Annotated in this window: 16 protein-coding genes and 1 pseudogene; 12 read left to right on the top strand and 5 right to left on the bottom strand. The window is 62.8% G+C overall.

Annotation, left to right across the window (positions count from 1 at the left end; genetic code table 11):
* Nucleotides 1–71 precede the first annotated feature (71 nt).
* The 3 genes from ACNSN4_RS15225 to ACNSN4_RS15215 all read left to right on the top strand — a co-directional run bounded on the left by ACNSN4_RS15225 (nt 72) and on the right by ACNSN4_RS15215 (nt 1,502).
* Nucleotides 72–347 carry a HalOD1 output domain-containing protein gene (locus ACNSN4_RS15225; protein WP_418286692.1) on the top strand — a complete coding sequence of 92 codons (276 nt, stop codon included), beginning with the start codon at nt 72–74 and terminating at the stop codon, nt 345–347.
* A 140-nt stretch (nt 348–487) separates the two neighbouring features.
* On the top strand, nt 488–1,078 hold the full coding sequence (locus tag ACNSN4_RS15220; protein ID WP_418286691.1) for a DUF7344 domain-containing protein: 591 nt from the start codon (nt 488–490) through the stop codon (nt 1,076–1,078).
* A 139-nt stretch (nt 1,079–1,217) separates the two neighbouring features.
* Nucleotides 1,218–1,502: a PadR family transcriptional regulator gene (locus ACNSN4_RS15215; protein ID WP_418286690.1), complete on the top strand. Its 285-nt coding sequence runs from the start codon at nt 1,218–1,220 to the stop codon at nt 1,500–1,502.
* 40 nt (nt 1,503–1,542) lie between these two features.
* Here the strand turns inward: ACNSN4_RS15215 and ACNSN4_RS15210 are convergent, their stop codons facing one another.
* Nucleotides 1,543–4,095 (bottom strand): bacterio-opsin activator domain-containing protein, encoded by a 2,553-nt coding sequence (locus tag ACNSN4_RS15210; RefSeq protein ID WP_418286689.1) that lies wholly within the window; start codon nt 4,093–4,095, stop codon nt 1,543–1,545.
* Between the two features lie 291 nt (nt 4,096–4,386).
* Here ACNSN4_RS15210 and ACNSN4_RS15205 point away from each other — a divergent pair, with 291 nt between their 5' ends.
* Nucleotides 4,387–5,397 (top strand): hypothetical protein, encoded by a 1,011-nt coding sequence (locus ACNSN4_RS15205; RefSeq protein WP_418286688.1) that lies wholly within the window; start codon nt 4,387–4,389, stop codon nt 5,395–5,397.
* Between the two features lie 82 nt (nt 5,398–5,479).
* Here ACNSN4_RS15205 and aglF read toward each other — a convergent pair whose 3' ends face one another.
* Nucleotides 5,480–6,238: a UTP--glucose-1-phosphate uridylyltransferase AglF gene (gene aglF / locus ACNSN4_RS15200; RefSeq protein WP_418286687.1), complete on the bottom strand. Its 759-nt coding sequence runs from the start codon at nt 6,236–6,238 to the stop codon at nt 5,480–5,482.
* Between the two features lie 358 nt (nt 6,239–6,596).
* Between aglF and ACNSN4_RS15195 the strand changes: the two genes are divergently transcribed.
* Nucleotides 6,597–6,827, top strand: a complete 231-nt coding sequence (locus tag ACNSN4_RS15195) for a DUF7511 domain-containing protein (protein ID WP_418286686.1) — start codon at nt 6,597–6,599, stop codon at nt 6,825–6,827.
* Between the two features lie 85 nt (nt 6,828–6,912).
* Here ACNSN4_RS15195 and ACNSN4_RS15190 read toward each other — a convergent pair whose 3' ends face one another.
* Entirely contained in the window at nt 6,913–7,902 is a 990-nt protein-coding gene (locus tag ACNSN4_RS15190) for a hypothetical protein (protein WP_418286685.1), read from the bottom strand.
* Between the two features lie 451 nt (nt 7,903–8,353).
* Between ACNSN4_RS15190 and ACNSN4_RS15185 the strand changes: the two genes are divergently transcribed.
* Genes ACNSN4_RS15185 through ACNSN4_RS15170 form a run of 4 tightly spaced genes read left to right on the top strand, consistent with a single transcriptional unit; the run spans nt 8,354 to nt 11,951 of the window.
* Nucleotides 8,354–8,563 carry a hypothetical protein gene (locus ACNSN4_RS15185; RefSeq protein WP_418286684.1) on the top strand — a complete coding sequence of 70 codons (210 nt, stop codon included), beginning with the start codon at nt 8,354–8,356 and terminating at the stop codon, nt 8,561–8,563.
* Nucleotides 8,560–10,098 (top strand): hypothetical protein, encoded by a 1,539-nt coding sequence (locus ACNSN4_RS15180; protein ID WP_418286683.1) that lies wholly within the window; start codon nt 8,560–8,562, stop codon nt 10,096–10,098. Before ACNSN4_RS15185 ends, ACNSN4_RS15180 begins: the two co-directional genes overlap by 4 nt.
* Nucleotides 10,095–10,925, top strand: a complete 831-nt coding sequence (locus tag ACNSN4_RS15175) for an acylneuraminate cytidylyltransferase family protein (protein WP_418286682.1) — start codon at nt 10,095–10,097, stop codon at nt 10,923–10,925. Before ACNSN4_RS15180 ends, ACNSN4_RS15175 begins: the two co-directional genes overlap by 4 nt.
* Nucleotides 10,926–10,973: 48 nt before the next feature.
* Nucleotides 10,974–11,951 (top strand): glycosyltransferase family protein, encoded by a 978-nt coding sequence (locus ACNSN4_RS15170; protein WP_418286842.1) that lies wholly within the window; start codon nt 10,974–10,976, stop codon nt 11,949–11,951.
* A gap of 31 nt (nt 11,952–11,982) precedes the next feature.
* Here the strand turns inward: ACNSN4_RS15170 and ACNSN4_RS15165 are convergent.
* Nucleotides 11,983–12,051, bottom strand: a pseudogene (locus tag ACNSN4_RS15165) (hypothetical protein); the annotation flags it as partial.
* Nucleotides 12,052–12,264: 213 nt separating this feature from the next.
* Nucleotides 12,265–12,618 (bottom strand): DUF7344 domain-containing protein, encoded by a 354-nt coding sequence (locus tag ACNSN4_RS15160; protein ID WP_418286681.1) that lies wholly within the window; start codon nt 12,616–12,618, stop codon nt 12,265–12,267.
* A gap of 322 nt (nt 12,619–12,940) precedes the next feature.
* On the opposite strand from ACNSN4_RS15160, the gene ACNSN4_RS15155 reads away from it, so the two are divergent.
* From ACNSN4_RS15155 to ACNSN4_RS15145, 3 genes are all read left to right on the top strand, one after another.
* A complete protein-coding gene (locus ACNSN4_RS15155; protein ID WP_418286680.1) occupies nt 12,941–14,119 on the top strand; it encodes an alpha-D-ribose 1-methylphosphonate 5-triphosphate diphosphatase in 1,179 nt (392 codons plus the stop codon).
* Nucleotides 14,120–14,246: 127 nt separating this feature from the next.
* The gene (locus ACNSN4_RS15150) at nt 14,247–14,480 is read left to right on the top strand and encodes a DUF7563 family protein (RefSeq protein WP_418286679.1); all 234 of its coding nucleotides are present in this window, start codon (nt 14,247–14,249) and stop codon (nt 14,478–14,480) included.
* Between the two features lie 646 nt (nt 14,481–15,126).
* Nucleotides 15,127–15,417 carry a HalOD1 output domain-containing protein gene (locus ACNSN4_RS15145; protein ID WP_418286678.1) on the top strand — a complete coding sequence of 97 codons (291 nt, stop codon included), beginning with the start codon at nt 15,127–15,129 and terminating at the stop codon, nt 15,415–15,417.
* The last annotated feature ends 308 nt before the right edge of the window (nt 15,418–15,725 follow it).

Genomic DNA, 15,725 nt, shown 5'->3' with positions numbered 1-15,725 from the left:
GAACGTGGGTACACAGACTCGACCGGTCTGTGAGGTCCTCTTCGTACGCGCAGGGAGGACCGAGACGTAAGATGTCTGGCTCCTCAGCGACCAAGCAGTACGATTGGTCCGTGGTTCCTCCGGGGGTTGCTGTGTTGGAGACGGTTGCCGAACTCGACGACTGCGAGATCGAGGCCCTCCCGCCGCTGCTTCATGTCGTTGACGTTGACGCGCTCGACGACCTCCTCCGGTGGAGTGCGACGGCGGATTCGGACACGGTGGACATCTCGTTCCGGTATCACGGATACAGCGTTTCGATGTCCTCCGACGGCTGGCTCACGGTCACGCGGCCAGCGACTCCGGACTGAGGCCGCGGATCCCTCCGTGGGCGGCATTACCTGCGGAATTCAGACACTAGTAGGACCCTCACTCCCGTTCCGCTGACGCATTAATGCCACTCAAACCTGTTATACTAATAACTATATTGGATGAGTACGCTATAGCACACATGAACAGGGGGGAGTCGGGGACGCTTCAAGTTCGGCGGGGAGATGGCGGCAGCGAGCGTTCGAGAGTGACGACGGACGAGATGTTCGACGTTTTGAAAAACGAACGACGGCGAGCCGTACTCCGGTATCTCATCGAGCACGAGGGATGTGGGGAACTCTCTGACGTTGCCGAACACATCGCTGCAGCAGAGAACGACACGACGATTCAACAACTCAGTTCACAGGAACGAAAGCGCGTTCGCATCGCCCTCTATCAGTGCCACCTCCCGAAGATGGATTCGCTCCAGCTCGTCGAGTATAACAAGCCCAGAGGAACGATCGAACTGCGAGAGGCCGCTTCCGAGTTCGAACCGTATCTGGATCTAGACCGGACACACGTACGGGGCAGTCTCTCGTCATCCCGAGGTGTGATCGCGTTTGCGGTCGGCGTCGTGACCCTCGTCACCGCCGGAACGCTGGGTCTCGGGCCGCTCTCTGCGGTACCTCCGACCTGGTGGACGCTTCTGAGCGTCCTCGCTGTCGTGGGTCTGGCCGCACGGGACTATTGGACGGCCAGGGGTGCGACCGAGCGACGAGTCGCCTTGGACTGACGGTTTGGTCGAGCAGGCGACGGCGGCGGTCAGGACTGTGCTGTTCGAACGACGCCTCCGCCCGACTCCCGCCATTTAGCAGGCCTGATCTGCCGTTTATCTATCCATAACAAAGCGATAAAGCGCTGAATAGTGCGGCATGTCTGACCCGCTCTTCGGTCTCACGAGCTTTCAGCGAGACCTCCTTTACGTGATCGCCGGCGCCGAGAGACCGTCGGGCCAGAAGATCAAAACGGAACTGCAGCAGTCGATGGACGAGATCACCCATGGCCGACTCTATCCGAACCTCGACACCCTCGTTGAGCAGGGGTACGTCGAGAAGGGCAAAATCGACCGCCGGACAAACTTCTATGAACTGACGGAAAAGGGAACGGAGAGCCTTCGCGACCGCCGAGAGTGGGAGGACCGATACCTGAACGTGTGAACCCGTATCACTCTCGTCCCGGAAGCGAGCCGCCGCCGACTCACGCGTCGCTGTCGCGTTCGTCCAGAACGGTTTCGAGGAGTTTCCGCTCGGCCGTCCGAAGGTGGCGGTTGAACGTCGGCTGAGTGATCCCCATCGCGGTCGCGACCTCTTCGCCGGTACTCCCCCGCGGCCAGTCGAAGTATCCGCCGAGGTACGCCGTCTCGATCGCCTCTCGTTGTCTGCCGGTCAACTCCGCTAACACGGGTTGTGAGGGTTCGAACCGATCGCCTTCGGTTCGATCGCGACGGGAGCGAAGCTCCGCGTGGCCGTACTGCGCTTCGAGGTGTTCGACTATCTGCCGGACGTCGACGGATCGGGGAAACGTGACCGTCACAGCGATGCGTTCGGGATCGACGACCCATCGGTCGACGACTCCACCGTACGTCGCCAGCCTGTCGGCTACCGTTTCTCCGGTTACCGATGCCTCGAATCGACCGTCAGGCCCCCCGTCTACGGTACGAACCGACGTAGCGACGCCGACTGACTCGGCGGTACCGACCGACTCGGCGACGGTAGACCGGTCGCCATCGGCGGTAAAGTACACGAGTGACCGACCGTCCCCCTGCGGAACCGTCCCCTCGACGTGGAGCGGCTCCCCGAGTGCGGACGCGATCCGAGACAGGGGCGTGTCGGCGCCGTCGAGACGCAGTTCGAGTTCCACGAGCGAGTCGCTCTGGAGTGAGCGTCTCGTTTCGAGGCTGTTGATCGCGTTCGCGACGTTGTCTCCGAGTTCGGCGATCAGATCGCCGAACTCGCCGTCGAAGACCGATCGCTGGTCGGCGTACACCGACAAGACCCCGTAGCAGAGATCGTCGTACGTGAGCGCGACGCTAACGACCGATCGGTATCCGCGTGCGAGTGCGCGCTCCCGCCACTGGTCACGTCTGAGTCCGTCCGAGACGTCGGAAATACGGACCGTGTCCTTCGTTTCGGTCGCCCGTATGGCGGGATCACCGCCCGCCTCGTCGCTCCGCTCGTCGCTCCGCTCGTCGCCGGCGTTCTCTCCGTAGCGCTCGTCGAGGTAGCCGTCCGAATCGCCGGCACGTGCAACCGGGGTCGGTCCGGCGCCGGTGCGGTAGGTCTCTCCGATCCAGACGAACTCGACCGGATCCGCGTCGATGAGGGTGTCACAGACCGCCGTTGCGATCGATTCGAGCGTCTCGGCGGCGACGAGCTCTCCGTTGATACGCCTGAGGAGGGTGTTGAGATCGTCGAGGCGTTCCAATCGCTCTCGGTTGCGTGCGAGTTTGTTCTCGCGTTCGACGCCGTCGAGTGCCGCGACGGCGTTCGCAGCCAGCAGCTCGACGGGCTCCTCGATGTTTTCAGCGTGTTCGTCGTCGTCGAACTCGATCCGAAACAGCCCGTACCCGTCGAGTGTCGCGTACAACGTGCGTCGATCGGGGTCGGACGCGTCGCTCGATCGCTCGATCACGCGTCCAGTCGGGGAAACGGCGTCTTCGCCCCCCAACGGTCCGTTTTCCTCGGGGGTGTCGACCGCGCGGAACGACTCCGTGGATGAATCGGTTTCTGCTTCGGCCTTTCGGGCGGTTTCTGTCTCGGCCTTTCGGGCGGGATCTATCGCCATCTCCGCGCCGTCTTCGCCGGTGGTAAACGCCTTCCAGACGAGAGTTCCCGGCCCGCACGCGTCGTGGTCACCGGCGGACGCGGCTGTCGGGACCAGTTTCGACTCGGTTCGGTCGAACGAGTACGCCACGACGGTCGCTTCGGGCCAAACCGTGCTCGTCACGTCGACGACGGTCTCGAACACCGATTCGGCGTCGTCCGCGCGGAGCAACCGCCGGGCGGATCGGTTCAGCTCACGCAGGATGCGTTCGTTCCGTTCCCTGTCGCTGATGTCCCTGACGACGCCGACCCGTTCGCGACGGCCGTTGTCGAACTCCACCGGAGAGAAGTGCGTCTCGATCGGTAACGACTCCCCGTCCACGGTCGTGATCGACGACTCGATCATGCCGATGTCGTCGCTGTCTCCGCGGAGCATCGCGAGTATCTCTTCGGCCTTTTCAAGCGTCTCGCTTCCCGCGAGCATCGACGCGTGCGACCCGACGAGTGCGTCTCGATCGTATCCGGTCATCTCCGTCACCGCGTCGTTGACCGAGGTGATCACGAACGCCTCATCGAGCGTATAAACCCCGTCTTCCAACGTCTCGAGTATCCGGTTCGATCGGCGCAAGTTGTGACGCATCTCGAACGGCTTGGTTACGTTCCGGACAAGCACGCCCGTGCCGTCACCGCCCTGATCGGGAACGACGTGGAATCGGAGTATCGTTCCGTCGTCGGCCGCGATCTCTTTTTCAGTAAACCGACCGCTCTGTACGGCGTCCTCGATCGCGTTCCGGAGCTCCGAATCGACACTCGGATCGATCGCCTGTACGTTCCGCCCGGTCGGATCGCCCGATGTTCCGAGCAACTCGGCGACGGCCTCGTTCGCGTCGACGATGACGTGTGAACTGTCGGCGTACAGAAAGCCGACTTCGGCTTCCGCGAGGAACTGACCGACCGCGACTCGGTGGGTAGCGTTCGTTAGATCCATCTTTTCGCATTTACGCCGCCCCAACTCACCCCAGATTTGGACACAGTGGCACGAAACCTCCCGTATTTATAAACCTCTCGTCACTTCCATAATGTACTATATATCCGACTGACAGTAGTTCGATGTTAGAAGAGACTTAACGGCGGGATATTCGGCATACGACGCTGGTATGTCCGAAAATAACGTATAAAAATTTACCAGAAGCGTCGTGATTGTCTCCGTAACTCATTTATTATCATCATATCTAAAAAGAACAAAAGGCTTAACACAATTAAGGTAACATTTCTCAGCATGGCACACGAGGCTCGCGGGCAACTGACGAACGACGGATTTGTCGGACCGGACCCGACGGGGTACACCCGGCAGGTGAACAAGACCGAACTCCCGGAGACCGTCCGAGCGTTCGCGGACCGATACGATCGACTCATTGGAAACCGAGACCGGTTCCTCTGGAAATGGATACATAACCTGTTCGATGAGTTCACGCTTACCTCGGTACCGGCTCGGCAGCGCTCCGCCGTGTACGAGCGGAAGACGCTGTTGACGATCTTCGTCACGGTACTCGACGACTTGGCCGAGAGCGACGGCGACCGAGGGACGTTCGACGCCGGTCGGCGGATCCCGTTCGGTACCGATGCGACCGATCACGCGAGTCCGGAGGATGACCACGTCGATTACGGTATTCTCGAATACCTCGCGGACCTGTGGGACGCTATCGACTCCGCGATCAGGGACGCGCCGCAGTTCGCGGAGTTTGTCGATATCTTCGAGTACGACCTCCGCCAGACGTTCAACGCGATGGACTACTCCGGACTCGTCAACGATAACCCGGCGATGGCTAACCGCGCCGAGGCGGAACTCCACGACGCGTACAACATGACGATGTTCCCGTACGCGTGTATCGATCTCATGTACTCTCCCTCGTTCGATCGATCCGAACTCGGGGCCCTCCGTAGCATTCTCTGTGACCTCCAGCAGATGGCTCGGATCGGCAACTGGATCACCACTTGGGAGCGCGAGCTCGGCGAGGGAGACATCAGTTCCGGCGTCCTCGTCTGTGCGCTTCGACGCGGTACCGTCGACTACGAGGAGATCGTTTCGGCCGAGGGCCGGGCCGTCGAGCGGTTAGCCGATCGGATCCGCTCACAGGGTATCGAATCCGAGTTCACTCGAAAGTGGGAGCTACTCGACAGGACGGTGCGGAAGCGGACGTCCGAAGTGGAGAGCATCGACGCCGAACAGATCGTCGACGGGATCGAGGCCGTCATGAACCATCACCTCGCCAGTGAGGGGTACAAGTGACTTCGCTCGTCCGCCGACTGCAGCCATCGTAGGCCGGGGACTTGGGAATCGGCCCTCGACACGTGAGCCAGTGACCGACGCCTCAATCCTCGACGACGACCTCCTCTCCCTGTTCTGTCATCGCGTTTTCGGCCTCTGAGACCCGTTCTTCGGCGCGGTCGCGGTCCTCGGGGAATCCCACGTCGATCCGCCACCCGTCGAGCCGGATCGCGTCGATCGTCCGCCCGGACTGAATGAGCAGATCGATCGCGTCCGGCAGCTCGTACTCGCCGCGATCCGACGGTTGGACGAGATGGCACGCATGGAAGATTTCGGAGGTGAACGTGTAGAACCCGGTCATCACGAGGTTGCTCGGCGGATCGTCCGGCTTCTCGACGACCTCGGTGATCTCGCCGTACTCGTTGGTGTCAAGAACACCGTACCGCGAGGCCTCCTCGTAGGGGACCTCTTCCACGAGGAACGCGGCGTCAGCGCGCTCCTCGGTCTGCCTGTTGACGACGTCGGCGAGATTCCCGCGGAACACGTTGTCACCGAGCATCAGCATGAAGTCGTCGTCAACGTACGGCTCTGCTTGGAGGATCGCGTGCGCTAACCCGAGCTGCTCTCGTTGGTGTGCGTACGTGATCGGGACTCCCTTGTAATCGTCCCCGTACCGGTCGATGATCTGTTCTTTCTTGTATCCGACGACGAGGATGAACTCGCTCGCGCCGCACGCGATCAGATTCTCGAACACGTCCTCGATAAGCGGCTTCCCGTTGACTTCGACGAGTACCTTCGGCTTGTCGTCTGTGAGCGGACGCAGACGGGTCCCCTTTCCGGCGGCGAGTACGACTGCTTGCATACGCGGTACGTCGTATCGATCAGGTATGATTATGAACGAACTAAGCGGCGTTTGTTAGGTGCTTATCGCTAGCCAGCGTTCCGGGGCACGGCCACGACCGATGAAGCCGAGACGCCTCTCACAGAGTAAGAAGGGAACCCGGACAGGTAACGTACATTTTGCTGGCACACAAACTGGTCGTTAGCTCGCGACCGGGTTCCTACCTGACGTACGGTATCCGTGATAATCAATCTAACGGAGGTGTGACCCGCTCGCGAACTGCACAGCGAGGTCGATTGTGCCGTTATCTGTCCCTCAACCGCCGATAGAGTGAGATAGGTAACACATTACGATAGTTGGTATTGCCGTTTCGATCACTATGTCCTCAGGCAAGGGACCGGACGACTACGATCGGACCGACGGTGGGATGGCTCGCATGCGCGGCGAGGCGTCTGATCGGCAGTCGATACTACAAGGAACGGTCGTCAGGTACGACGATCGGCCGGACGAGTGTACGCTCCACCCGAGGGATCCGACGGACCAGGAGCGCACCACCGCCTGGATCACGGCCAAGCAGGGCGCCTACGTGTCCGCGACTGCGTGGCGGTGAACGCCTCCGCGAGGTGCCGCGTCGCTCCGAAACCACACCGCCAGCGACACCGCCGCCTGACAGGCTGAACCCGTCTGCCGTCTCCTCACTGTTCAGTTCCGATCGAGACGCGGGCGGGGCCGTCGACTTCGAGCACTTCGATACCGCCCGAGAAGCGATAGGTATCGACATCGCTGCCGACGCGACCCGTGACGGACCCACGTTCCGGATTCCGTACTAATCGCTCCCACCCGTCGTCCCGATGGGTCGTTCGCTCCGTGTCGAGCGCGACGTCACCCGTCGCGGTGAACTCGTACCGGGCCGGCTCTCGGCCTTCGGCCCCATCGATACGGGCGACGTTTGTGAGCCGTGGGTCGACTACCGCTGCGTCACGACCGACGGAGAGCGGAGTTCCGTTCAGCCGAACCTCCGCGTCGCCGGTCACGTCGACTGCGGTGATCGCACCGGTACAGCTGAACGCGTGGGTGCCGCCTGCGACCGCGCCTTCGGCGCAGCCGCCGGACACGTCCACGTCGGGCGGCGTGTGGCCGTCGTCGACCGCACGTATCCAGCCGGAGACCGTCACGTCGTACGTGGCCGCCGTGTCGCTCGCGACGATCTCCAGCAGATTCTCGGGGTTCCTCGTGTCAACGCTTGCCGCTGTCTTGTCACCATCGGTGATGTCGCTCACGCGAACGAGTTCGGCCCCGTCGAATCGGTGCCGGATCGACCCCTCCGCGTTGGCGTGGGTAAACCCCTCGTAGTACACTGCGTCGGCCGAAACGACGTTCAGGCCGGAGCCCGCTTTTGTACCGATAAACGTCGCGTCGCCGACCGACTCGAACCCGATCCGACCGGGGTCCACGAGATCCACTCGTCCGTCGATCGTGTACTTCCCTTCCGGAAACCTGACCAGCGCGTGCGGTGGGAGATCCGTAAGCTGTCGATTTACCGGCTCGGTGCCCGCGGGGTCAGCGCCGAGCTCGTCGACGGCGTCGATCACCCGATCGAACGCGATTCCGCTCCGATCCGGAGTAGCGCTTGCACCCCCGACGCCGAGCGTTACCATCGCTGCTGCCGTCGCGCCAAGTTGCATGTATTTCCGTCGTCCGACCGTCCGCTCGGTCTCGCGACGCTGACCGTCCGCCGCTGTGTCGCTGCGAACGCGTGTGTTTGTCGTCGCCCGTTCGTCGTCCGGGCCTGTATCCAGTTCGTGTGCCATAGCAGTGGTTAATCAGCCGTTATCTGTGTTAAGTACTTTGTTTATTACATGTTTTCACTATAATGAATGTCTTAGTATGATACCAGAAAATCTGAGAACGCTCGTCGGTACCGAGCGATCGCCGTCCGCAAGGCACCTTTCGATAACTGTGGCGCTCACCCTCCGGCTCCGACGCTGACGAGCCGTGTCTGATCTGCACGCAGTGAGTGCCTGACCGCGAGTGCGCTGTCCTCGCGGGGGCGTGTCGATCGAAGCCGATAGTCGCGACCAGTCCCGTTAGGTGCTGATTTGTTATGAGGCTCGTCTGTCGTTGATCGGTATCGACATGGCAGGCTCGGACGACGAACAAGCGAACATCACGGGTCGTGAGAAACTGCGAGCGCTCGCCGAGGCGGCCCTGACGCTGTCGGACGACCAGACGGCACAACGGTTCGGTACGAACGCGCGAGAGGCGGTACAGACGACGTACGGATGGCATCGGGACGCGGGACGTCTCCGGGACGTATACGATACCATCGCGGGTGTCGGAGCGTGAACCGAGACATCGCTCCCGACGGGCCGATGGCGGACCCGACCGAGCCCCAGTCGCCGACGGAGCGAACCTTTCGCTCGGCTCACGAGGCGTTTCTGGAGCTTGAAGCGGACCTCGACCTGTTCAACTGGCTCATTGACGATGTGCCGGTCTGGGAACGGATACGGTTCGACGTCAACAAGCGAATCCTCGAGGCTACCGGGCTGTTGGGCGCGGCACACGAGCGCGGCTCAAACGGATCGACCGGCGCCGCGGTCGGAGACATCCTGCGATCGATTTCGACCCACAACCCGTATTTCACCCCCGACGCCGACGTGTTGTTCTTCACGCACCCGCGCCGGAAGCGCCTCGACGACGGAAAGTGGTGGAACGTCCGCTGTGATCCCGTCATCGAGCGGCTCGGTTGCGATATCGCGGTCCTCGAAAGCGGTCGCGAGCACGGACACCGACGCCCGGCCAGAACTCACCAACTCAGATACCTGGACCCGATTGAGCGGCTGGCTGACCTTCGGCGTCGCTTCGCGGCAGACTGGGAGTTCGCCACGCGCGACGCGGAGCGCATCGAGCGGCTCGAAGCCGCGATCCGCGAGCGGTTCGAGGTCGACGTGGATATCGACGAGATGGTCGCGCACTCGCTCTCCTCGCGCCGACAGCTCAGGCCGAGCTACGAAGCGATCCTCGAACGAGTCGACCCGGATGTCGTGGTTGTGACGGTCAGTTACGGGCGCGAGCGGGCCATTCAGATCGAGGCGTGTAAGCGGCAGGCGGTTCCCGTCGTCGAACTGCAACACGGCGTGATAGACCCGTACCACGTGGGGTATTCGTTCCCCGGACCGAGCAGGCGGAAGTGGATGTTCCCCGACTACTTGCTCGTGTACGGAAGCTTCTGGCGCGACGCGGTCGAGTATCCGATCCCGGACGAACGGGTGCTGCCGGTGGGGTACCCGTTCATTGAGTCACAGCAACCGACCAGCGAGGGGGCCGTCGAGCGGGAACAGATCGTGTTCGTCTCTCAGGGGACGATCGGCGAGCAGCTGTCGCAGTTCGCCGCGGAGCTCGCGGACGAACCCGGCTTCGAGACGGACATCGTGTACAAGCTCCATCCCGCGGAGGTCGCTCGATATCCCGAATCGTATCCGTGGCTCGCGGCCGCGGACGTGGAGGTCGCGGACGGCTCGGATCAGTCGCTGTACGAACTGTTCGAAGCGTCGACCGCCCAAGTCGGCGTCTACTCGACCGCGGTGTACGAGGGACTTCGGTTCGGGCTCCGGACCTACCTCTTCGATCTCCCGGGGTCGATCAAGCTCCGCGCTCTCGTCGACGAGGACGTCGCCACGCCGGTCGCATCCGTAACGGACCTCGTCGACGCCGAGCGCTCGGCGCGCGGAACGATACCGTTCGACACGAGTCGTATCTTCGAGCCGACCGCGCTCGAAGCGGTTCCACGGGCGATCGAGCAGATCCGTACCGCAGAGGCATCGAACGGCGCGATCGACTCCGACGGCTCCGACGACACCGATATCGACCCAACAGCATGACCGACGAGACAGTCACCGACGACCCGGCCGACGGCGTATCAACTACCCCGGAAACAGACGCAAGCGAGTCCCAACAGACCGAATCCCGTGAGACTGACCCCCGCCGTGCCGAGGTCTGCGGTGATGTCGTCGCCGTCATCCCCGCTCGCGGAGGGAGCAAGGGGATACCGCGAAAGAACGTCGTTCCCTTCCTCGGAGCGCCGCTCATCGCGCACACGATCGACCAATCGCTCCGGAGCGAGCGCATCGATCGGACGTACGTCTCGACGGACGACGAAGAGATCGCGAGCGTCGCCGGTGACGCGGGCGCGACGGTCATCGACCGACCGGACGATCTGGCCGGCGATCGCTCCCCGACGGAAGACGCGCTCTTACACGCGCTCGGTGTCATACGCGCCGACGGTATCGACCCGGACGTTGTCGTGCTGTTACAGTGTACCTCGCCGCTCCGCCGCGAGGGCGACATCGATTCCGTCGTCCGGCTGATCACCGACGGCGAGTACGACAGCGCGCTCAGCTGTCGTCGCGACCACGGGTTCTACTGGCGTACCGATTCGGACGCCGACGGCGGCGCCGAGCCGATCAACTACGACCCGAGCGAGCGGGCGATGCGGCAGGAACTCGATCCGCGATACCGCGAGAACGGGTCGATATACGCCGTCGAAACGTCCGTGCTCGAACGCGAGGAGTGTCGGGTCGGCGGCGATGTCGGACTTCACGTGATGCCGAAGCCGCTGAGTCTCGAGATAGACACCCCGGAGGACCTGACGCTGGTCGAGGCGATCGGGCGTGAAATCACCTTCTACTCGAGTTTCGCCGATGTCTGACCCCCGAGTTCACTTCGTCAACGATACGACGACGAGCAGCAACTGGGGGTGTCGCGGGACCACGCGCGCGCGCTTCGCTCGCTCGTCGAATCGACGGGGGCGACGATCGACAGCACCGCGTACCTCGACGACCTCCACCGCTCGGACCGACTGCTGACGCGCGCTCCCGGCGTCACCGATTGGATGGCGCGCGTCGCCGGAGACGTCACGGACGCCCGACGGCGGACACTGGGCGCGTTACGACTCACTGCCGGTGGGAACAGACGGGACGCGTGGAAGCGATACGAGTCGCTGACCAGCCGCTGGGACGCCGTACCGCTCTCCGTCGACGAATACGACCGGGCGGCGAAACGCGTCGTCGACGGGGAGTTGTTCGCGGACCAGCGCGACGCCATCGAGGCGTGTGACGTCGTGGTGATCAACGGCGAGGGGAGCATCTACGACCGCCGACGAAAGGGGCGAGTACTGCTGTTCCTCGCGTACGTCGCCGCGGAACACCTCGACACGCCGACGGTGCTGGTTAACCACACTGCGGACGTGAGTGACCCGATCGTCCGGGACGCGGTCGCGACGGTCTACCCACTGCTCGACGACGTGGTCTTCCGAGAGCCGCGGTCGGCGGCGGCGTGCGAGCCGTTCGTCCCCGGTGACGTCGACGAGCACCTCGGCGCGGACGCGGCGTTCAGACGGAGGCCGGTAGCCGACCGCGACGGGTGGGCGAGCGTCGTCGACCGCGAGAATTACTACGGCGTCTGGCCGGATGCGGCGATCGGGTTCGACCCCCACGAGCCGTACGTCTGCGTCGGCGAGGACGTCCCTGACCGCGGCGCAGTTCTCCTCGTCGTCGGGACGGTCCGGACGCGGTCCGTCGGCGACGAGACACAGCTCGGGCGGCTCCGCCGCTCGAATCCGTTCGAACACCTTCGCCGTCGTGTCCGGACGGTTGAACGCGAACAGCGCGACGGGCGTCGAGACCGACCGCCTCTCGGTCGCGGAACTCCCCGTCGGTCAACGAGACCTCCTTGAGGTTCGAGACCGTGTACTGAACGCCCATCTCCGAGCGTGACGGGTCGTCGACGGTCTCGTTCAGGTACGTTTCTCGAAGCTTTCGCTTCTGAAACTTCACCGCGTCAGCCCCGGCCTGCGACGCGATATCGACGAGCCGCTTGGCCCGCTGTAAGCTTCCGTTGTGATTGACCCCGGCCTCGGCGATAACGTAGGCGGGCGCGTCGTTACCGAGCCGCCGCCCGTCGATTTCGATCGCTCTCGATATGTCCCGAACAACGAGGGGGACTCCTTTGACTAGTCTCGGGCGAATCTGTCACGAGCCCGCCAGGTCTCACCGTCCCGGTTCGGGTCGCCAGTCGTCGGGCAGCCGCTCTCGGTTGCGCTCGAGACACTCGATAAACGGTCTGATCCGTCCGAACGCCGCTCCTTCGGCGACGGTTTCCGCTCGGCGGTCCCACCGGACGATACCGAACTCTTCGAGTTTCGGCAGGTGATTGTGATACAGTGCCACTTGTACGCGCTCGGGCACCGGGCCAGTCATGACGTCTTCCACCGGAAGCCCGTCAGCGTCGTCAGCCTCCGAATCGTAAATCGACAGCAACACCGCCCGCCGGAGCGGGCTCGAGAGAAGTGTCAGAGAGACGTTGGTCGTCACCTCCTCGTCGGCACCGCTGGTTCCAGCCATTCGCTACTCACCGCCGGAGCCGACCTGTGTCGATCGATCGATCGCGCGGGGGATGGACGCGTGGCGTAAAACGTCACTTGACATACCGTTACTACCGAGAGGTTTACTGATTAGTATCCACCGCGTACCGCGGGGAGACGAGACCCTGAACGCCCGGTTGAAGCCGCTTAATTACAGCATTACTAGGCTGATGACGGATGAACAAGAGCGCCATGGTGGTCCCCACGAGCAAACAGCACGGTAGCGCGCCGCTCCCATCTCTCGGACGAGGTAACACGTCCCTTCCGCGTATCGACTGGGGGCGACGGACGGAGGACAATCCATGAGCGGACTCACTGCGATCAGCAACGCCACGGTCGTCACCCCGTCCGGCGTCATCGAGGACGGCTGCGTTGTCATCGGTAACGAGCGCATCGTTCGGGTTAGCCGCACGGCGGACGACATCTCGACTCGGGCGGTGACCGTCGACGCGGGCGGCCGAGTTCTCATGCCCGGTCTGGTCGACCTCCACGGGGACGACATCGAGGGGCAGTTCGCACCGCGCGCCGGAGCCGAGACGGATCCGCTGAACGCGCTCGCGGCGACCGACCGCGTGAATCTCTTGCACGGCGTGACGACGAAGTTTCACGCGCTCGCATTCGAGGAGGCGCCCGACGACGGACGGAGCCTCGAGAACGCGTCTCGGCTCGCCGAGACCATCGAACGCGGCGCCGACACCCTCGGCGATAACCGCGTGCACGCTCGCTGTGAACTCGCGGACTCGAGCGCGGCCGCGGTCGAGGAGCTCATCGAGGCCGTCGACGTCGACCTCGTGTCTGTGATGCATCACGCGCCCGGAACGGGTCAGTACGACGACGAGTCGTTCAAACGGCACTACATCGAGGACAGAAACTGGCCGACCGACGCCGTCGAGGCCGCCGCGCGCGACCGAAGCGAGTTGGACGACGGGAATCGGAACCGACGGATCCAGCGGATCGCGGACCTCGCACGACGCGTCGATGCCCCGCTCGCGTCTCACGACGACGAGCGCCGCGTCGACGTCGAAACGATGGCCGACCACGGCGCCGGAATCAGCGAGTATCCGCTCACCCTCGAAGCGGCTCGGCGCGCGACGGAACTCGGCCTCGCGACTGTCATGGGCGCTCCGAACCTCGTTCGAGGGGGAAGCCTCTGGAACAACCTGTCCGCTCGTGACGCGATCGAAGTCGGCGTTCTCGACGCGCTCTGTTCGGATTACCATCCGGCATCGCTGCTCGCAGCACCGTTCGTCGACACCGGCGAACCGCTGTTCACGCGAGTCAACCGAGTCACTCGAAACCCGGCGAAGATCGCTGGACTCGACGACCGTGGTCGGATCGAGCCGGGGGCCAGAGCGGACCTCATCGTCGTCGATCCGTCGCCGACGCCAACCGTCGAGCGAGCGTTCGTCGCGGGCTCGGAAGTGCTTCGAGCCGGCGAGACGGCGACGCCGCGAATCCACTCTGCGCTCGAGAATTCCTAATCGGTTCCGGATCGGTCTACGATACTATTGAATCAAGATGTGTTAACAGGAATCAAACTAATTCCCGACGAGGCCCGCTACCGCTACTCTGTGTATACTAATACACGCAGTGTTCCATTCGAGCGATATGGCTGATACAACGGGCGAAACAGACGTCAATCGTCGGTGTAGCCGCTGCGGATCCGCCGTGAGTCGGCAGTTCGTGCGCGTGTTCGGACTCGGCGGCACCGTCCACGGCTGTCTTGAGTGTCTCCCACGGAACCGTCTGTCGAGCGGTGAGGCGGCACGGCAGGAGAATGTCGATTGGGAACGACCCACCCGACGACTGAACGCGTCCGGCTGGACGAACGGCGAGCGGTAGCGCCGCGTCGCCGGTCACGGTCACGAACTCTCCGGTGTCGGCCTGTACTCCACCGGAAAGCGCCATACCGGCGCTGATGCTGTATGAATTCTTGAGTCATCTCTCGAACCGATGACCGCGCAGGATGTCTTGCGTCCAGTCGGGAGGCGGTCTCTTCACCGTCACGGCGACGGGTCCGTCACTCGCCAGCGGATCTAAGAGCCGTATCGCTCGTCTGTGTTATCGATCGACGAAAAGCGGGGGCCCGTACCGTAACTGACGCGGGCATCCGGGGTCATGGATTGACGACACCAGCCACGGTACGATCCATCAATAGGCCTCCCCAGTACTTACTATACGCGCCATATCTTCGATACGCTGTGATTATTCGAGTGATCATGTGCCCTCTCCGAGACCCGAACGCGACGTCTGACTCTGCTGTCGCTCAACGCTCGGTGATATCGCTCAAACGCCGTTGATGTCACTACACTATACTTTCTTCAGTGGCCCGGTCACCGCGATCTCGAACGTGGCGTCTCGAGCCGAATATTACCGGCGGTCGGGGCGGCGGAGTCCGTCGAATTTCCCGCTCTCAGGGGGATCAGACGGGGATCGATACTATTTATTATCTCGGTGTAGTACGAAACTCAAGGACTGAGAGCACACGATGTCCCAAAGTACTAAACCTCGCACGGCGGCCGATGGCATGGCAGTAGTCGAACGCATCAAGACCACACCTAACACGTCAGCGACAGTTTCGATCGTTCGAGCGGTGGCCGAAGCTGAGTCGGTGAGCCCCGGTGAACTCCCGCTTCTGGCCGATGCGATCGATCCCGAAGCGGTAGACGGGCTCTTCGGTCAGGACTCCGCCGTCGGACGGGCGGGCGTTACCCTCTCCTTCGATTACTGCGGCTACGCCGTTCAAATCACCGAGGACTTCGTGACGCTTCGCCAGTAGCCCCCGTTCCGATCTTCACGCTGACACCCTCGAAAGTGCCGATTTTCCCGCCTTCGTGGCTTCTCGCCGGACACTCCGGGATGCTACGCGTCGTGAGTAGTAGGAGTGTCATAACGGTCTGAGCGGCTCGCCCCCGGCTGACGGCGTCTCCATGAGGGGTCGCAAGGTTCCGCATTACAATGCCCTCACCTGTGGCATGAATGGGCATGGATCGAGGTTTCCTCCGACATAACGCAACATGCCCACAGGGGCGTGAAATCGAGGTCGATAGCCGGGAAGAGACGATCGATAGCCGGGAACGGACTCCC

The organism is Halorubrum marinum (assembly GCF_048381195.1).
Taxonomy (GTDB): Archaea; Halobacteriota; Halobacteria; order Halobacteriales; family Haloferacaceae; genus Halorubrum.
Note: the sequence above shows the minus strand (reverse complement) of the source record. Positions and strands in the feature narration are given on the sequence as shown.